The 14135-nt window shown below is 67.5% G+C and carries 16 protein-coding genes; 6 read left to right on the top strand and 10 right to left on the bottom strand.

Annotated elements, in window-relative coordinates; translation table 11 throughout:
• Positions 1–14: 14 nt before the first annotated feature.
• Together HEQ22_RS10250 and HEQ22_RS10245 are read right to left on the bottom strand one after the other, a co-directional pair.
• On the bottom strand, positions 15–341 hold the full coding sequence (locus HEQ22_RS10250; protein ID WP_432767800.1) for a DUF2218 domain-containing protein: 327 nt from the start codon (positions 339–341) through the stop codon (positions 15–17).
• Positions 341–931, bottom strand: a complete 591-nt coding sequence (locus HEQ22_RS10245; protein WP_432767799.1) for a PadR family transcriptional regulator — start codon at positions 929–931, stop codon at positions 341–343. The genes HEQ22_RS10250 and HEQ22_RS10245 overlap by 1 nt, the downstream gene beginning before the upstream one ends.
• A 406-nt stretch (positions 932–1337) precedes the next feature.
• On the opposite strand from HEQ22_RS10245, the gene rplJ reads away from it, so the two are divergent.
• Together rplJ and rplL are read left to right on the top strand one after the other, a co-directional pair.
• Positions 1338–1853 (top strand): 50S ribosomal protein L10, encoded by a 516-nt coding sequence (gene rplJ / locus HEQ22_RS10240; RefSeq protein ID WP_432767798.1) that lies wholly within the window; start codon positions 1338–1340, stop codon positions 1851–1853.
• A gap of 57 nt (positions 1854–1910) precedes the next feature.
• Complete coding sequence (gene rplL / locus HEQ22_RS10235) at positions 1911–2282, top strand: 50S ribosomal protein L7/L12 (protein WP_310088984.1); 372 nt, start codon at positions 1911–1913, stop codon at positions 2280–2282.
• 128 nt (positions 2283–2410) lie between these two features.
• Here rplL and HEQ22_RS10230 read toward each other — a convergent pair whose 3' ends face one another.
• Both HEQ22_RS10230 and HEQ22_RS10225 read right to left on the bottom strand, forming a co-directional pair.
• The gene (locus HEQ22_RS10230) at positions 2411–3391 is read right to left on the bottom strand and encodes a hypothetical protein (RefSeq protein WP_432767797.1); all 981 of its coding nucleotides are present in this window, start codon (positions 3389–3391) and stop codon (positions 2411–2413) included.
• 203 nt (positions 3392–3594) lie between these two features.
• Entirely contained in the window at positions 3595–5112 is a 1518-nt protein-coding gene (locus HEQ22_RS10225) for a hypothetical protein (protein WP_432767796.1), read from the bottom strand.
• A 133-nt stretch (positions 5113–5245) separates the two neighbouring features.
• On the opposite strand from HEQ22_RS10225, the gene HEQ22_RS10220 reads away from it, so the two are divergent.
• Together HEQ22_RS10220 and HEQ22_RS10215 are read left to right on the top strand one after the other, a co-directional pair.
• Positions 5246–6277: a D-alanine--D-alanine ligase family protein gene (locus tag HEQ22_RS10220; RefSeq protein WP_432767795.1), complete on the top strand. Its 1032-nt coding sequence runs from the start codon at positions 5246–5248 to the stop codon at positions 6275–6277.
• Positions 6274–7140, top strand: a complete 867-nt coding sequence (locus HEQ22_RS10215) for an NTP transferase domain-containing protein (RefSeq protein ID WP_432767794.1) — start codon at positions 6274–6276, stop codon at positions 7138–7140. The genes HEQ22_RS10220 and HEQ22_RS10215 overlap by 4 nt, the downstream gene beginning before the upstream one ends.
• Here HEQ22_RS10215 and HEQ22_RS10210 read toward each other — a convergent pair.
• Together HEQ22_RS10210 and HEQ22_RS10205 are read right to left on the bottom strand one after the other, a co-directional pair.
• Positions 7072–7404 (bottom strand): beta/gamma crystallin-related protein, encoded by a 333-nt coding sequence (locus tag HEQ22_RS10210; RefSeq protein ID WP_432767793.1) that lies wholly within the window; start codon positions 7402–7404, stop codon positions 7072–7074. The genes HEQ22_RS10215 and HEQ22_RS10210 overlap by 69 nt on opposite strands.
• A gap of 48 nt (positions 7405–7452) precedes the next feature.
• Positions 7453–8913 carry a carotenoid oxygenase family protein gene (locus HEQ22_RS10205; protein ID WP_432767792.1) on the bottom strand — a complete coding sequence of 487 codons (1461 nt, stop codon included), beginning with the start codon at positions 8911–8913 and terminating at the stop codon, positions 7453–7455.
• Between the two features lie 188 nt (positions 8914–9101).
• Between HEQ22_RS10205 and HEQ22_RS10200 the strand changes: the two genes are divergently transcribed.
• The gene (locus HEQ22_RS10200; protein WP_432767791.1) at positions 9102–9707 is read left to right on the top strand and encodes a TetR/AcrR family transcriptional regulator; all 606 of its coding nucleotides are present in this window, start codon (positions 9102–9104) and stop codon (positions 9705–9707) included.
• 110 nt (positions 9708–9817) lie between these two features.
• Positions 9818–11599 carry a diguanylate cyclase gene (locus tag HEQ22_RS10195; protein WP_432767790.1) on the top strand — a complete coding sequence of 594 codons (1782 nt, stop codon included), beginning with the start codon at positions 9818–9820 and terminating at the stop codon, positions 11597–11599.
• A gap of 15 nt (positions 11600–11614) precedes the next feature.
• Here the strand turns inward: HEQ22_RS10195 and HEQ22_RS10190 are convergent, their stop codons facing one another.
• The 4 genes from HEQ22_RS10190 to HEQ22_RS10175 all read right to left on the bottom strand — a co-directional run bounded on the left by HEQ22_RS10190 (position 11615) and on the right by HEQ22_RS10175 (position 14129).
• Positions 11615–12397 (bottom strand): hypothetical protein, encoded by a 783-nt coding sequence (locus tag HEQ22_RS10190; protein ID WP_432767789.1) that lies wholly within the window; start codon positions 12395–12397, stop codon positions 11615–11617.
• Positions 12387–12611: a helix-turn-helix domain-containing protein gene (locus HEQ22_RS10185; protein WP_432767788.1), complete on the bottom strand. Its 225-nt coding sequence runs from the start codon at positions 12609–12611 to the stop codon at positions 12387–12389. The genes HEQ22_RS10190 and HEQ22_RS10185 overlap by 11 nt, the downstream gene beginning before the upstream one ends.
• Positions 12611–13114 (bottom strand): DUF2975 domain-containing protein, encoded by a 504-nt coding sequence (locus HEQ22_RS10180; RefSeq protein WP_432767787.1) that lies wholly within the window; start codon positions 13112–13114, stop codon positions 12611–12613. The genes HEQ22_RS10185 and HEQ22_RS10180 overlap by 1 nt, the downstream gene beginning before the upstream one ends.
• A 166-nt stretch (positions 13115–13280) precedes the next feature.
• Positions 13281–14129, bottom strand: a complete 849-nt coding sequence (locus HEQ22_RS10175) for a hypothetical protein (RefSeq protein ID WP_432767786.1) — start codon at positions 14127–14129, stop codon at positions 13281–13283.
• Positions 14130–14135 lie beyond the last annotated feature (6 nt).

The following is a 14135-nucleotide window of genomic DNA, read 5'->3' as shown; positions in this document are numbered from 1 at the left end:
CGCGCGGTGTTCCGTCACCCAGATATGCTTTGCCAGTCGAACGGCAAGGGGGCTTCGCGAAAGGCGAAGCGGTCGAGATGGCGCGCGACGGCGCCCTTCAGGCCCTCGAGCTGCTCGCCGACACTGGCGTCGATACGGACCGACAGCGCGTCCGGGCCGGCATCGAAGGTCGCCAGCGCGTCGCCCGGCCAGTCGGCGCCGCGCGCGTCCTTCGGAAAGACGACAGTGCCGTGGTCGGCAGTGAAGTCCACCGCCAGATTATGCTGCCAATGCTTGCACAGCTGTTGCAGATATTTGCTCGCGTGTGCGGTCGGCACTGCCGCGGTGGCGCTGACGGTCATCACAGCCGCTCGATCTTTTGCGCCGCCTCGTCGATCAGCGCGACGATGTCGTGCAGCGCCGCCTTGTCGAGGTCGCGGTCGCCGAGCCGGTCCATCAAGACCTGGCGCAAATTGCCCATCGCGCGGCGGACCGACGCTGAGTCGGTGCGCTGCGTTTCTTCGCCGACCGCGGCCAGCCGCGCCATCGCCGCCGCGACAACGTCGGCGTTGGCTTCCAGCTCGGTACGCCCGGCGTCGGTGATCGCGAACAACTTCTTGGCGCCCTCACTTTGCTGCGCCTCGATCTGCCCCATGTCGTCGAGCAGTGTCAGCGTCGGATAGATGACCCCGGGGCTGGGCGCGTAGGCGCCGCCGGTGAGTTCCTCGATGCTGCGGATCAGGTCGTATCCGTGGCGCGGTTCATCGGCGATCAGCTTCAGCAGCACCAGTCGCAGCTCGCCGCTGTCGAACATTCGCCGCCGCGCGCTGCGGCCTTCGTCGTCGTGGCCGTGGCGGCCGCCGAAGCCGCGGCCGCGACCAAAGCCGCGCCCGCCGCGGTGCATGGCGTGGCGTTGGCTGCAATGGCCGGCAAATTGTCTATCGTTGCGCATATCGCTTGTCCTTCGAATGATTCGTGATGTGTCTAAGATATATCGTAAGTGTGACTTTGCAAGAGGCTTTGCGCGTCGCCTTGGCCGACATCGGGCCAAAGCCTTGACTTCGCGCCCGCAGCCGCTATCAGCGCCCCCGTGTTGCCGCGGGTTCGCTCGCGGCAATTCCGTCCGAGACAGTTGGTGCAGGGGATTTGCCCTGCTTAATTTCCAGCCGAGACGGGGAACAGTCTTTTTCGGTCGCCCGCCTGCGCGTTCAGGCGACGCGTCTTGACCGACCCCTTCGGACATCGTTGCGCAAAGACGGGTGAGCCTTGGCTCGCGTCCGTGTTTGCGTGTGTTAGCCGCCCGGCGGCGCCACGCGTTTCGGCGCGCGGGGTTTCCGGGCACAGAGTGGAGTATAGGCATGGATCGTACGGAAAAGGCCGAAGCCGTATCCTCGCTGAACGCTACGCTGGCATCAGCTGCCTCGGTTGTGGTCGTCCGCAACCTGGGCATGACCGTCGCTCAGTCGACGGTGCTGCGCCAGCAGATGCGCGATGCAGGAGCCGACTTTCGCGTCACGAAGAACCGTCTTGCCAAAATCGCGCTCGACGGCACGTCCTATGGCGGGATCGGCGAACTGCTGACCGGCCCCACCGCGCTTGCCACCTCGACCGATCCGGTCGCGGCGGCCAAGATCGTGGTGGAATTTGCCAAGACCAACGACAAGCTTGAAATCGTTGGTGGCGGCATGGGCGACGTGGTGCTCGACGTGGATGGCGTCAAAGCGCTGGCTTCGCTTCCCTCGCTCGACGAGCTGCGCGCCAAGATCATTGGTCTGGTGCAGGCTCCGGCCACCAAGGTTGCGCAGATTGCCGCAGCCCCGGCTGGCCAGCTGGCGCGGGTTTTTGGCGCATATGCCGCCAAAGAAGCAGCGTGATTTCGAACTGAACTGAAACTTACTGCCGGGATATCCCGGTTCTGATGGAGAATGAACATGGCTGATCTCGCAAAGATCGTTGAAGACCTTTCGGCGCTGACCGTCCTCGAAGCGGCTGACCTGTCGAAGATGCTCGAAGAAAAGTGGGGCGTTTCGGCTGCCGCTGCTGTTGCTGCCGCTCCGGCCGCTGCCGCTGCCGGCCCGGCTGCTGAAGAGCAGACCGAATTCGACGTCATCCTGACGGGTGACGGCGGCAACAAGATCAACGTCATCAAGGAAGTCCGTGCGATCACCGGCCTGGGTCTTGGCGAAGCCAAGGCGCTCGTCGAAGGCGCACCCAAGGCGATCAAGGAAGGCGTGAACAAGGCGGAAGCCGAAGAGCTGAAGGCCAAGATCCTGGCTGCCGGCGGCACCGTCGAGCTGAAGTAATCGGCTGAGGAAACCGGTTGGTTCGTCCGGCCGGTTTTCGACAAAAAGAAAGGGCGGTGCCGCGAGGCACCGCCCTTTTTTGTGCGGTGAGGGGACCACCGCTGGCTATGTAAATCCTCCGTCCGCGACTAGTTGTTCGAAAAGCCGGGGCGGAAGGTGGTGCGGGCGCGGGCCGGTTCGGGACGACGCACGTCCTGCTGCTGCACGACCGGGGCCGGACGCTGGGCAATTTCCCAGGCGCTGACCGGCTTGCGGCTCATATCCTTCTGCTCCGCGAGCGTGGCGTCATAGGCGACCCGCTCCTGGCGATCGAGGAAGCGCGCGCGCTGGAGGCGCTTCTTGAGCGTCGCGAACGGGTTGTCCGGGGTCGGCCCGGCCAACGCCATCGCTTCGTGGCGGCCCATGCTGCCGCTCGGCGCGGCGGCAAAGCTCGGCGTGCTGCGCATCGCAGGCTGCGGCATCGGCGCCACATCTTCGCGCGGCGGGCTGTAAGGCACCGCTTCGGCAGCGGCCATCTGCTCGAGGCTCATGCCTTCGTCGGCGACGGCATGGTCCGAACGACGGCGGCGTGCGAAGGCGAGGCCCACCCCGCCGGCCAGCAGCAACGCGGCGGCGCCGCCGGCAAGTTCCCAAGGGAAGCTGTTGTCAGCCGTTGCCGTGTCGGCGGCACGCGGCGCCGGGTCGGCGACCGGGGTTGCGGCTGCGGTCACCGGGGCGGCGACCGGAGCGATTTCGCTCGCGACGGGCGCGACTTCGGCGGGCTCGGCGGCGGCAGGCGCAGCGGCGACCGGCGCCGGAGCGCTCCGCGTCGGGGCGGCGCGTTCGGCCGGGCGGGCTGCGGTGCGCGCGGTGCGCGCGGTGCGCTGCGGCGCGGCGCGTTCGGCGGTTGCCGGTGCGGCTTCAGCCGGGGCAGGGGGCAGGTCGAGCGGAACCTGGATCACCGGCCGCGGGGTGGTCGGCTGCGCGGTCTGCGGCACGGCGATCGGCGCCGTGGTGTTCGGCTGCGCGACGGTCGGCGGGGTCGCGACCGGGGGCGTCATGGTGATCGTCGGTGCGTCGGGCGCCGGCGCCTGCGTCGGTTGCGTCGGCGCTTCCTGGGCAAAAGCCACGGCGGTGGAGAGAGCCAGGAACGCGGCAATCGCGCTCGTGGCGGGGCGAGAGAGGGGGAGCGTCTTTGTCATAGTGAGAGGGAAACGAGCGTGCCTGGAAAAGCGCTGCCCAAAGCCCCGGATTTTCACGATGAAGCGTGCGGCCGCGACGGCACGACGAAGAATCGACCGGCTTTTGTCGTGCCCCGCGACCGCTTTTGCGCTCAGCCGAGCGGCACCGGCAGACGCAAAGCGGGGGTGGTCGACGCCGCCGCCGAGATCGCCGCACCGACGAGCGTCATGTCGGAATCGAGCCGCGCGTCGATCGCCGCGGGCGGCAGCACGGCGAGTTCGGCGATCAGCGGCATCGACAGCGACAGGCGCAGCGTGCCGGCGGCGCGGCCGTCGGGCATCATATGCGTTCGCACCGGCTGGCCGACGCGGATTTCCTGCCCCAGCCAGCGCCGCGACTGGCGCGCGATGGCGACGTGGATCGCCCGGGCGGCATCGAAATCGCATTGCGGCCAGCGCCGCGACAGGTCGAGCGTGTGCAGCGTCCGGGTGGCGAGGCAGGCCGCGCCCGTGCCGGGAACGTCGGCCAGTTCGAGGCGCCGGACAAGCTGCGCGACATGGTGGCCAAAGCGTTCGGCGATCGCGGTGACGCGTTCGGGTGGCACCGCGGCGAACCGCTCCATTTCGATCAGCGCGGCTTCCAGCCGCAGCAACAGCCCGAAGTTGCCCGATGCCGGCAGCGTGTCGGCGCCGGGCCACGCGGCGGGCCATTCGGCGCGCGTCGCGACGCGGCGGAACCCGGCCGGCAACGGCTGCGCGCGATCGCGCAGCGCGGCCGGGACGAGCGCGAAGCCCGCGAAGGGCGGGCCGCCGGCGAATTTGGAGCCGGTCATCAGCACGACGCAGCCGAGCGCCAGATAGCGGCGCACGACGGCGGCCGCGATGCGGAGCTGACAGGCGTCAACGACGACGGTCATCGCCGCGCCATGCGCCGCGACGAGGCTTTCGACGTCGCCCAGCGCCGGCAGCGTCAATCCGGTCTTCGACCCGTGAACGACATGGACCACCGCCTTGCGGCCATGGGCGGCGGCGCGTTCGATGTGCAGCGACAGTTCGGCGGCGACGGCGGCCGAGGCGCGCGGCCGTCCCGCCGGATCGCGGACCGCGACATCGACCAGCTCGGTTCCGGCAAAGGCCGGATCGATCGCCGCCTGCGCGACGACGCGCGCGCCGGTCGCGGTTTCGGCGGCGAAGAAGCGCCCCGCAGCGCTGTGGATGCAGCCGCTGCCGACCTCGTCGCGCCCGAGCAGGATGGTGGTGATCGCGCGGCCGTCCCACGCGGCGGCAAGCCCGGCATATTCGAGGTCGGTGCCCGATGCCGCGAAGACGATGTCGGTGTCGGGCGCGTCCGCCAGCCCGAAATAGTCGGCGAGCCGGGCGCGCAGCATCGCCAAGCCCTCCGCGTAATCATTGGCCGCGACCGGACGATCGAGCCGGTGGCGCCAGCGCCGGGCGAGCGTATCGAAGGCGTGCTGCGAGATGCTGCTGATCGTCGAGGACCCGTAAGCCAGCGCGTCGGAGGGCAGGACGCTGGCATGATAGATGTTGCGGCCGCCGGCGTCGGGGCGGATGCGCGCGTCGCCGCCGCTCGCGAGCGCTGCGGCGAGCCGAGCGGCGTCGCGGCCCTGCCGGGGGGCGTCGGGACCGAAGGCGTGGGGGGTGAGCAGCATCGGGGTGCATCCTATCGGGGAGAGCGAAGTTGCCCCCGAATAGCGGTCCCAGATGACAGAGATTTTGCGCTTTGGTTGCAGCGGCGTCATCGAAAAGTCATCGCACTGCAATCTGGGCGCGATAGGCGAAGCCATGAAGACGGCCGACCTTGAACCCACCACGCTGCCCTCGCACTTGCGCGACACGCGGCGGCTGTTGTTCCTCGCCAAACATGCCCGCTGGACCGGCGGGCTGCATCCCGACGACGGCAATCACGCGCTCTATCACCGCGAAGTGCGCGAAATTCTGGAGGCGATGGGTATCCCGCTGCTCGTCGCCGACAGCTACGCCGCGCTGTTCGACCGGCCCGACGCCGATTTCGTCTTTCCGCTGCTCAACCGCGGCGGCTTCTATAACAGCGAAATGTTGCTGCCGCTGCTCTGCAACCGCCACGGCCTGCCCTATGTCGGCGCCTCGCCGATCGTCCGCGGGCTGTCCGACGACAAGCATCTGACCAAGCTCGAAGCCGCGGCGCGCGGCGTGCCGACGGCGCCGTGGGCGCTGTTCCGCCGCGGCGCGCCGGTCGACGCGGCGCGCTGTCCCCCGGCGCGGCGCTGGGTGGTCAAGCCCAACAACAGCTCGGCCTCATGGGGCATTCGCGATGCGCACGATCGCGCCGAACTGGCGCAGGCGATCGCCGAGATCCACGCGCTCGACCATGATGCCATCGTCGAACCCTTCCTCGACGGCAGCGACGTCGAGGTGCCGGTGATCACGCTGGGCGGCGAGCCCGCGATGCTGCCGATGATGATTTTCGAGCAGGCCGACCCGACGCATCTGCGCACCTATCAGGAAAAGCGCGACCTGGTCGATCGCAGCGCCAAATACAGCCTCAAGCTGTTCGACGACGAAGCGCTGTCGGCGCAGATCGTCGATTATACCGCCCGGATGGCCGAGATATTCCGCCCGTTCGACTATGGCCGTTTCGAATTCCGGGTCGATTTCGCGGCGGGCGAGGTGCGGTTGCTCGAGGTCAATCTCAACTGCAACCTGTGGTCCGAGAAAGTGTTCGGCCGCGCCGCCGTCGCCGCCGGTTTCACCCAGGCCGAACTGATCGAGACGATCGTCGCCGAAAGCATGATCCGCCAGCCGCGCGCCGCGGCGGCGCAGCGGAACGCGGCATGACCGGGTCGATCCTGATCCTCGCCGGGCGCCGCCCCGGCGCGGTCGATGCGCTGGCCGCGGCGCATGGCGTGTCCGACAAGTGCCTCGTCCCCGTCGCCGGGCGCGCGATGATCGCGCATGTGCTGGCGAGCGCGGCGGCGAGCGGGGCGGGCCGCATTTTCGTGTCGACGCACCATGCGGGGCTGCTTGGCGAACTCGACGATCCGGTCGTCGGCGAATTGGGACACCGGCTGGTCGTCGTCGCGGCGGCTGACAATCTGGCCGATTCGGTGCTCGAGGTGGCCGACCGCGCACAATTCCCGCTGCTGGTGACGACCGCCGACAATTGCCTGCTGACGTCGGCGACGATCGCCGAGATCGGCGAAGAAGCGGCGCGGCTGGGCGCCGATGCCGGGGTCGCGCTGGCGCGGCGCGAGGATGTGCTCGCGGTGCATCCCGAAGGGCAGCGGCGATTCTATGAATTTTCCGACGTCGCGGTGTCGAACTGCAACGCCTATTGGCTGCGCGACCGCGCCGCGCTCGGTGCGGCGGAGGCGTTTCGTGGCGGCGGGCAGTTCGTCAAGAAGCCGATCCGGGTGATGCAGGCTTTCGGGCTGGTCAACCTGCTGCGCTTCCGCTTCGGGCTGGGACCGATCCACCACATCTTCGGCCGCATCTCGCGCCACCTCAAGGTCACCGTCGCGCCCTTGCTGGTGCGCGACGGGGCGACGGCGATCGATGTCGACAACGAACGATCGCTGCGCGTGACCGAGATGCTGATCGCGCGCCGCCGGCCGCAGCCGGCGGACGAACGTTTATTCGGCCGATTTGACGACGCGGACCGATTTGATCAGCGCCTTGCCGATATCCGTCTCGTCGGCTGACAGGGTCAGGCAATTGCCCTTGTATTTCGGCTTGTCGCAGGCTTCCCAGACGTCGCCAGGATAAACGGCGATGCTGCCGATCAGAAAGTCGTGCGGCAGCGACGGATTGTCCTTCATCACCCGATAGGATTGGCGGTCGAACTTCTGTCCTTCGAAAATCGTCATCACGCCCTTGATCGTCTTGGCATTGTCCTGGGCGGCCACCGGCGCGGCGAACAGGGTCAGGCCGGCGGCGACCGCGGCGAGCTTTGGGAAACGGGTCATAAAAAATCTCCTTGCTGCGCCTTCCATGCCGGAAAACAAGGCGATGCGTCAACCGTTGGCAAGCGCCGTGTCGGGCACCCAATTGCCGTGGAAGCCGGGCGGAACCCGGTGCGGCAGGTGGACGACCGCCTGCGGCGGGCCGCCGAAATCGTCGGCGTTCAGGATCACCAGCTCGGTCGTTTCGTCGTTCAGGTCGATGACCAGCCCGACCAGCCAGCCGTCGTCCTCGGCGCCCGCGGTGCTGCGCGGGACGAAGACGAACTCGCCGGGGTGGCGTCCGGAGCCGAAATCGCGCGCGTCGGTGGTGCCTGCGGCGAGGTCGTGGCGGAATAGGCGGGTGTCGGCGATCGCCATCTCGCCGGTGTCGCAATCGGGCAGCGCAACGGTGTAAACATAGCGATAGGGCTGCGTCGTCAGCCGCTCGTCGTAGCGCGGGAATTCCTGCGGATGGTCGTGGACGACGGCGCGGATCGTGGTGCCGGCGGCAGGATCGATCGTCCAGCGTTCCATCCGCGAGCGCTCGCTGTCGGGGCCGCGCGTCGAGCGCGCGAACATCGTGTCGTGGACGACGACATCGACGATCACCTTGCCGTCGCCGGTTTCATAGGCGTTGGCGGGATGGAACACATAGCAGGGCTCGACCGGCACCCAGACGATATCCTCGGCGCCGCCGGTGCGGGGAAGCAACCCGACGCGCGCCGGATGCGCCGTGTTCCACGCATAGGGGAAACGGAAGCCGGCAAGCAGCAGCTTCATCGAGAAGGTGACCGGCAGGTCGAGCACCAGCACGTAATTTTCGGTGATCGCGCAGTCGTGGATCGACGGCCCGTCGCGGACCGGGATCGCGAGTTCGCGAACGACCTGTGCGTCCTGGTCGAGGACGACGTGCCAGACCGAGTCGGGGCGGTCGTCCTTATAGGTGATCGCGTGCATCTCGCCGGTCGACGGGTCGAGGTGGGGGTGCGCGGTGAAGGCGCCCGCCAGCGTGCCGTCGAACGGATTATGCGCGATGGTGTCGAGCCGATCGTCGAGTTCGACGGGCTTGCCGCCAGCCTCGACGATCGCGAAGGTGCGCCCGGCGATGCCGACGACATTGGTGTTCGGCGCGTCGTTCGTTCCCTCGCGCGGCCCCGGCGGAAGGGCCTCGCCGAGCGCGGCGCACGCCTCGGCGCCGCGCACCCAGCGGTTGCGGTACCAGTCGGCCTGGCCGCCCGCGATGCGGATGCCGTGAACCATGCCGGCGCCGGTGAACCAGTGATAGCTCGCCGGATCGGGAGCAACTGCGGGGTTGGGGCCGTTGCGCAGGTAGCGGCCGGTCAGCTGGGCCGGGATCGTGCCGGTGACGCGCAGCGCCTCGATCGTCAACTCCTCGGTCATCGGCTGGTGGATGCCGGTCAGGAACGGGTGCGCTTCGGTGGGGCGGGGGAGGCGCTTGCGATTGAAATCGGCGACCTTGCCGATGCCTTTCTTGACCGCGCCGCGGATCAGGGTTTCGACGTTGCTGGCCATGCTGCTGCTCCTCGAGAGGCGAATGCGACTCGCCAATGTTTACGATGACAACATAATGCCGGGCAAAGGTAACAGTGTCAACATAAATGCGCATCGGATTGCCGGCATGCGCCCGCGAGGCTTGCGCAGCGAGCCGCCGATGTTTACGTTGCCAACATGGCGAAGATTTCCAAAAGCGCGAGCGCGACATGACGGGTGACGGCAAAACGACCGGCGCCGACATTGCGAAAAAAGCAACCAGTGGCGGATATCACCATGGCGACCTGCGCGCGGCGGTGATCGCGGCGGGGCTGGCGCGGCTTGCCGAGGGCGATGGGGCCGAACTGGGACTGCGGGCGCTGGCGCGCGACGTCGGGGTCAGCGCGACCGCCCTCTATCGCCACTTCCCCGACAAGGAGGCGCTGCTCGACGCGCTCGCCGACGAAGGGTTGCGGCGCCTGGGTGCGCTGCAGGCGCAGGCATGGCTGAAAGCGGGGGGCGGTTCGGCGGGTTTCAAGGCGACCGGCACCGCCTATGTCCGGTTCGCGCACGACGAACCGGCGCTGTTCCGGCTTAGCTTCACGCGCCACATGCGCGACCGCAAGGACGGCGATGACGGCGGCGATGTCGCCTATAATCTGTTGCGCGCCGGGGTCAGCGAAGCGATGCCCGGCGTCGGCAATCCCGACGTCGCGGCGCTGCACGCCTGGTCGCTGGTCCATGGGCTGGCGATGCTGATCCTCGACCGGCGGATCGAATGGGATGCGGCGATGGTCGATGAAGTTGTCGCGCTGACGTTCGGAGGCGTCGCCTAACCGCTGGAGCCTATCGCCAAATGGCGGACCGAAACAATTGTGCGACCGGTGGGCTTGATACGCGTGAAACGTTATCGGTTTATTTGCCAGCTTGCTGATAGCATTATTCCATGATGCGGTCGCTCCCATCCAAAGTCGAAACGCCATTCTGGCTGTTGACCACCGCGCTCGGCTATTTCCTGCTGGCCGCGCTGTCGCTTTATGCGACCAAAGGCGCGGACAATATTGCCGCGATCTGGCCGCCGAGCGGCTTTTTCCTCGCCTTGCTGATCCTGATGCCCGAGCGTGCGCGTATCGGCGCTTTCGCCGGCGCATTCGTCGCGAGCTTCGCGGCCAACGCCCTGGCAAGCGGTGCGCTGGGACTTGCCGCGGCCTTCACCCTCGCGAATATGGTCGAGGCGGCGACCGCGCTATGGCTGATCAATCGGCGCGAGCGCAGCGGCCTGTCGTTCATGGTGCCGCGGTCGATCATCACATTTTGTCTTGCTGCGCTCGTTGCCAGCATCGCCAGCGGCGCGGTGGCCGCGCTGCTCACGGGCGGCGATATCATCTTCTTCCGCTCGTGGCTGACCACCGTGGCACTCGGAATGCTGATCGTGACGCCGCCGATCGTCATCCTCGCGCGGATGCTGTCGACGCGCGCCTTGTCATCCACAACACCGGCGATGAAGTGGCAGGGCGGGCTGTTGCTGGCGGGTACTGCGGCGCTGACCTGGTTCTGTTTCTGGCAGAGCGGCTATCCGCTGACCTTTTTGCCCTTTGTCGCGGTGATGATCGCGTCGTTTCGTCTCGGCCCGCTCGGCGCCGCGTCAGGCGTTCTCATCGTCGCGCTCATCGCATCGTGGCTGACGGTCAACGGGTCGGGCCGGATCGCGGAGATCGAGGGGGGCAGCGACATCGTCGTCCTTTTTCTGCAATTCTACCTGCTGGTTCTCCTGTGCACCGCGCTGCCGCTCGCGGCGCTGCTGGTCAGCCGGCAGCGGCTGGGCAAGCGGCTCGAACAGAGCAACCGCTGGCTGTTGCAGGCCGAAGCCGCGGCGCTGGTCGGTCACTGGCGCGTCGATCTGCTGCGCTGGACCATCCAGTGGTCCGACCAGACCTATCGCGTCCACGGACTCGAGCCGGGCAGCGCGGTTGGCGTCGATTACAGCGTCGAACAATATGTCGATGAGGACGGCGCCGCGGTCCGGGCCGTCCTGGCGGACGCGGTGCGCACCGGGCAACCGTTCGAATATCAGGGACGAATCCGGCGTGCGGACGGCCAGATACGGCATGTGAAATCGCACGGGTCGATCGAAATGGGACGCAATGGCCGCGCGGTCGGTATTTTCGGTACGATTCAAGACGTGACCGACACGGTCGAGAACGCCCGCGTGCTCGAAGCGGCGCGCAGCGCGGCCGAACGCGTCGCGAACACCGACATGCTGACCGGATTGCCCAATCGCCGCCATACGCTGGCAGTGCTCGAAGACGCGCTCGGCCGCGCGCGCGATGACGGCGCCGAACTGGCGGTGGCGATTTTCGACATCGATCATTTCAAGCAGATCAACGATCAACATGGCCACGCCGCCGGCGATGCGGTGATCCGCCGCGTCGCGCAGCGCGCGAAACTGTCGCTGCGCGACGACGATATGGTCGGCCGCTTTGGCGGCGAAGAATTCGTCTGTATCTTTCTCGGCCCCAGCGCACGGTCGGCGACCGCGGTGGCGGAACGGGTGCGCGCCGCGATCGAGGCGCAGGAGGACGGCGAGGGCGTGCCCAAGGCCACCGTAAGCATCGGCCTGGCCCTCTATGGCGACGAGGCGACCGTCGAAGAACTCCTCCACCGCGCCGACGAGGCGCTGTACCGGGCCAAGCGCGAGGGCCGCAACCGCCTGCGCACTGCCGCCTGAGGCCGCTGCTTCGGCTCAGGCCGGAGCAGCGCGCGCGCCGGTCGCCGGCGCCGGTTCGCCAAGGTCGATCCCCCGCGCCGCGGCCGCATGACGCGCCGCCACCGCGCCCGATCCCGCCATCGTCAGCGCCAGCATCCCGACGACGAGGGCGTCGAGGACGAGCAGCGGCCAGTCGAACACCGCCGGCGCGAAGATCGCGGCGAACGTCAGCCCGTAATGCACCAGCATCAGCGGCAGGAAGCCGACGATCAGCAGCGCGAAACTCCGCCAGAAATATCCCGCCATGATCGCGATCGAGCGCAGCGGGCCAACCGCCGCATGGCCCGCGGGCCACGCGGTGAACCAGGCGGTGAGATAGATGGCAAGGATCGTGCTACCCGCCATCAGCGCATAACCCGCCCATTGCGCGGGCTTGCCCGAAAGTCCTGCCAGACCGGTCATCGGCGGCCCGAACAGCCCCCACCATTGCTGCACCGCCTGGATCGCGAACAGCACCAGCCACAGCCCGATCGCCGGCCATTCGATGCGGCTGGCGCGCTTGGCGTCGAAGCCGAAGAGGATATAGCGGGTGAACCAGTAACCCGGCAGCAACAGCGCCAGCGTCTTGGCGAACCCGAATTGCAGGCGCAGCGCGTCGCCCTCGGCCGCTTTCGCGCCGGCGACGCCGTCGTACATGCCGGCACGCCATTCGACGATATGCTGGGCGAATTCGACCGCGACGGGGATCAGGAACAGCAGGGGGCAGGCGAAGATGAATGCCCAAGCGCCGCGATACATGGTGGCGATATCAGTCTTCATTGGCCGGTCCTTCCGGGTCGAAGGCGATAAGCTCGCCGGGTTGACATGCGAGCGCGTGGCAGATCGCCTCGAGCGTCGAAAAGCGGATCGCCTTGGCCTTGCCGGTCTTGAGGATCGACAGGTTGGCGACGGTGATATCGACGCGTTCGCTGAGTTCGGTGAGCGTCATCCGCCGCTGCCACAGCATCTCGTCGAGGAGGATGCGGATCGCCATCAGATCGTCTGCTCGAGCTCGTCGCGCATCGCGGCGCCCTGTTCGAAGATGCGCGCGAGGATGAAGAGCAGCAGAACGGCCAGCCACGCGGTGAGGCTCGGTTGCCACCCGAACACCTCGCCGCTGGCCGCCGACATTTCCATCGACAGCAGGCCAAAACCGGCGTCGACGATCTGCGTGAAAAGGAGCCACCAGCCGATCGTGCGCAGCCGCCGGGCGTTTTCTGTCGAAAAGGCAGCGCCCGCCTTGGTCGCGTCGATCATCGCGACCAGCCGGGTGAAGATCGCGTGGGCCGCAATCGCAATCGGGATGCAGAGCAGCATCACGACCCGGAACAGGTCGAGCATATAGCCGCCATTGATCGCCGGCTTGGCATCGTCGATGGCGCCGATGAAGACGTCGGGGCGCACGCTCACCGCGACGAACGCGACCATGAACAATATCAGCAGCACCCAGTTGATGATGTTCAGCCCGACCAGCAGCCGGCGGCTCCACTGCAACATTGCGAATCCCTTCGATTATCGATGCGTCTCATATTGATAATCGATAAATCACGCATTGCAAGTCGATAATTCGGGGTGGCTGGAAAAGCGCGTATTGAAAGGTGCCGGGCATGGATAAGGGCGCGGAAGCCGTGCTTCCGCGCCCTTGTTCCGACCAAACCCGAGTTTAGTTTGCGGGCTGTTCGGTCGTTGCCGTGGTTTCGGCGCCGGCCGCGGCCTGCGGTGCCGGAGCGCCCGTCGCCTGCGCGACGGCGGCGGCGAACTGTTCGGCGGTATAGGCGGCCGCCAGACCGGCGGGCGACATGTTGAACGCGCTGCGAGGCAGGCTGACATCGTCACCGGTCGGGGTGGTCACGACCACTGCGGTCGCGCTGGCCGACTTCACCTTGCCGAGCACGGCGGCGCCATTGAGGCTGCGCACGTCGGTGCCGGCCACCAGCGCGGCCGACACGGCGGCATCGTCGGCGGCTTCGGCGGTGTTCACCTGCTGCATCGCGGCGGCGAACTGTTCGGCGGTGAAGCTGGTCGCCAGACCGGCCTCGCCGACGAAGAATGCGGTGCGGGGCAGTTTGACGTCGCCGGTGGGGGTGGTGAGCACCACGCCGTCGGCGGCGGCAAGCTTGACCTTGCCCAAGATGGTGGTGCCGTTGACGCCGCGCACGTCGGCGCCCGGCTGCAACGCCGCGGTCAGCTTGGCTTCATTGCCCGCCGATGCCTGGTCGACCGCCGCGATCACATCGGCCTTGGTGGCGCCGATCGTCGGGCCCTGTTCGAGCATGCCGAAGGCGGTTTTCGGGAGCGTGACCTGCTTGCCCGCGCCCAGATCGACGACGACGTTGGTGCCGTCAGCAGTGGTCACGGTGCCGAGTTCGGCGCCCGCCGAGTCGAAAACTTTCGCGCCGACGGCGATGTCGGCGGTGGCGGTAGCGGCGGCATCCTGCGCCAGCGCCGGCGCCGCGACGATCGCGGCGGTGCCGAGAGAGAGGGTTGCGACAAAGCTTGCGAATTTCCGCATAGCTGT

The organism is Sphingopyxis sp. (genome assembly GCF_050916055.1).
Lineage (GTDB): Bacteria > Pseudomonadota > Alphaproteobacteria > Sphingomonadales > Sphingomonadaceae > Sphingopyxis.
The sequence above is the reverse complement of the archived record's forward strand: the minus strand, read 5'-3'. Positions and strand labels throughout refer to the sequence as shown.

What these genes read in the sequence shown, in the direction of transcription:
- HEQ22_RS10180 (WP_432767787.1), bottom strand. Translation starts at nt 13,114, where the DNA reads ATGTTGCAGTGGAGCCGCCGGCTGCTGGTCGGGCTGAACATCATCAAC.
- HEQ22_RS10215 (WP_432767794.1), top strand. Translation starts at nt 6,274, where the DNA reads ATGACCGGGTCGATCCTGATCCTCGCCGGGCGCCGCCCCGGCGCGGTC.
- HEQ22_RS10250 (WP_432767800.1), bottom strand. Translation starts at nt 341, where the DNA reads ATGACCGTCAGCGCCACCGCGGCAGTGCCGACCGCACACGCGAGCAAA.
- HEQ22_RS10205 (WP_432767792.1), bottom strand. Translation starts at nt 8,913, where the DNA reads ATGGCCAGCAACGTCGAAACCCTGATCCGCGGCGCGGTCAAGAAAGGC.
- HEQ22_RS10185 (WP_432767788.1), bottom strand. Translation starts at nt 12,611, where the DNA reads ATGGCGATCCGCATCCTCCTCGACGAGATGCTGTGGCAGCGGCGGATG.
- HEQ22_RS10200 (WP_432767791.1), top strand. Translation starts at nt 9,102, where the DNA reads ATGACGGGTGACGGCAAAACGACCGGCGCCGACATTGCGAAAAAAGCA.
- rplL (WP_310088984.1), top strand. Translation starts at nt 1,911, where the DNA reads ATGGCTGATCTCGCAAAGATCGTTGAAGACCTTTCGGCGCTGACCGTC.
- rplJ (WP_432767798.1), top strand. Translation starts at nt 1,338, where the DNA reads ATGGATCGTACGGAAAAGGCCGAAGCCGTATCCTCGCTGAACGCTACG.
- HEQ22_RS10175 (WP_432767786.1), bottom strand. Translation starts at nt 14,129, where the DNA reads ATGCGGAAATTCGCAAGCTTTGTCGCAACCCTCTCTCTCGGCACCGCC.
- HEQ22_RS10190 (WP_432767789.1), bottom strand. Translation starts at nt 12,397, where the DNA reads ATGAAGACTGATATCGCCACCATGTATCGCGGCGCTTGGGCATTCATC.
- HEQ22_RS10195 (WP_432767790.1), top strand. Translation starts at nt 9,818, where the DNA reads ATGATGCGGTCGCTCCCATCCAAAGTCGAAACGCCATTCTGGCTGTTG.
- HEQ22_RS10210 (WP_432767793.1), bottom strand. Translation starts at nt 7,404, where the DNA reads ATGACCCGTTTCCCAAAGCTCGCCGCGGTCGCCGCCGGCCTGACCCTG.
- HEQ22_RS10220 (WP_432767795.1), top strand. Translation starts at nt 5,246, where the DNA reads ATGAAGACGGCCGACCTTGAACCCACCACGCTGCCCTCGCACTTGCGC.
- HEQ22_RS10225 (WP_432767796.1), bottom strand. Translation starts at nt 5,112, where the DNA reads ATGCTGCTCACCCCCCACGCCTTCGGTCCCGACGCCCCCCGGCAGGGC.
- HEQ22_RS10245 (WP_432767799.1), bottom strand. Translation starts at nt 931, where the DNA reads ATGCGCAACGATAGACAATTTGCCGGCCATTGCAGCCAACGCCACGCC.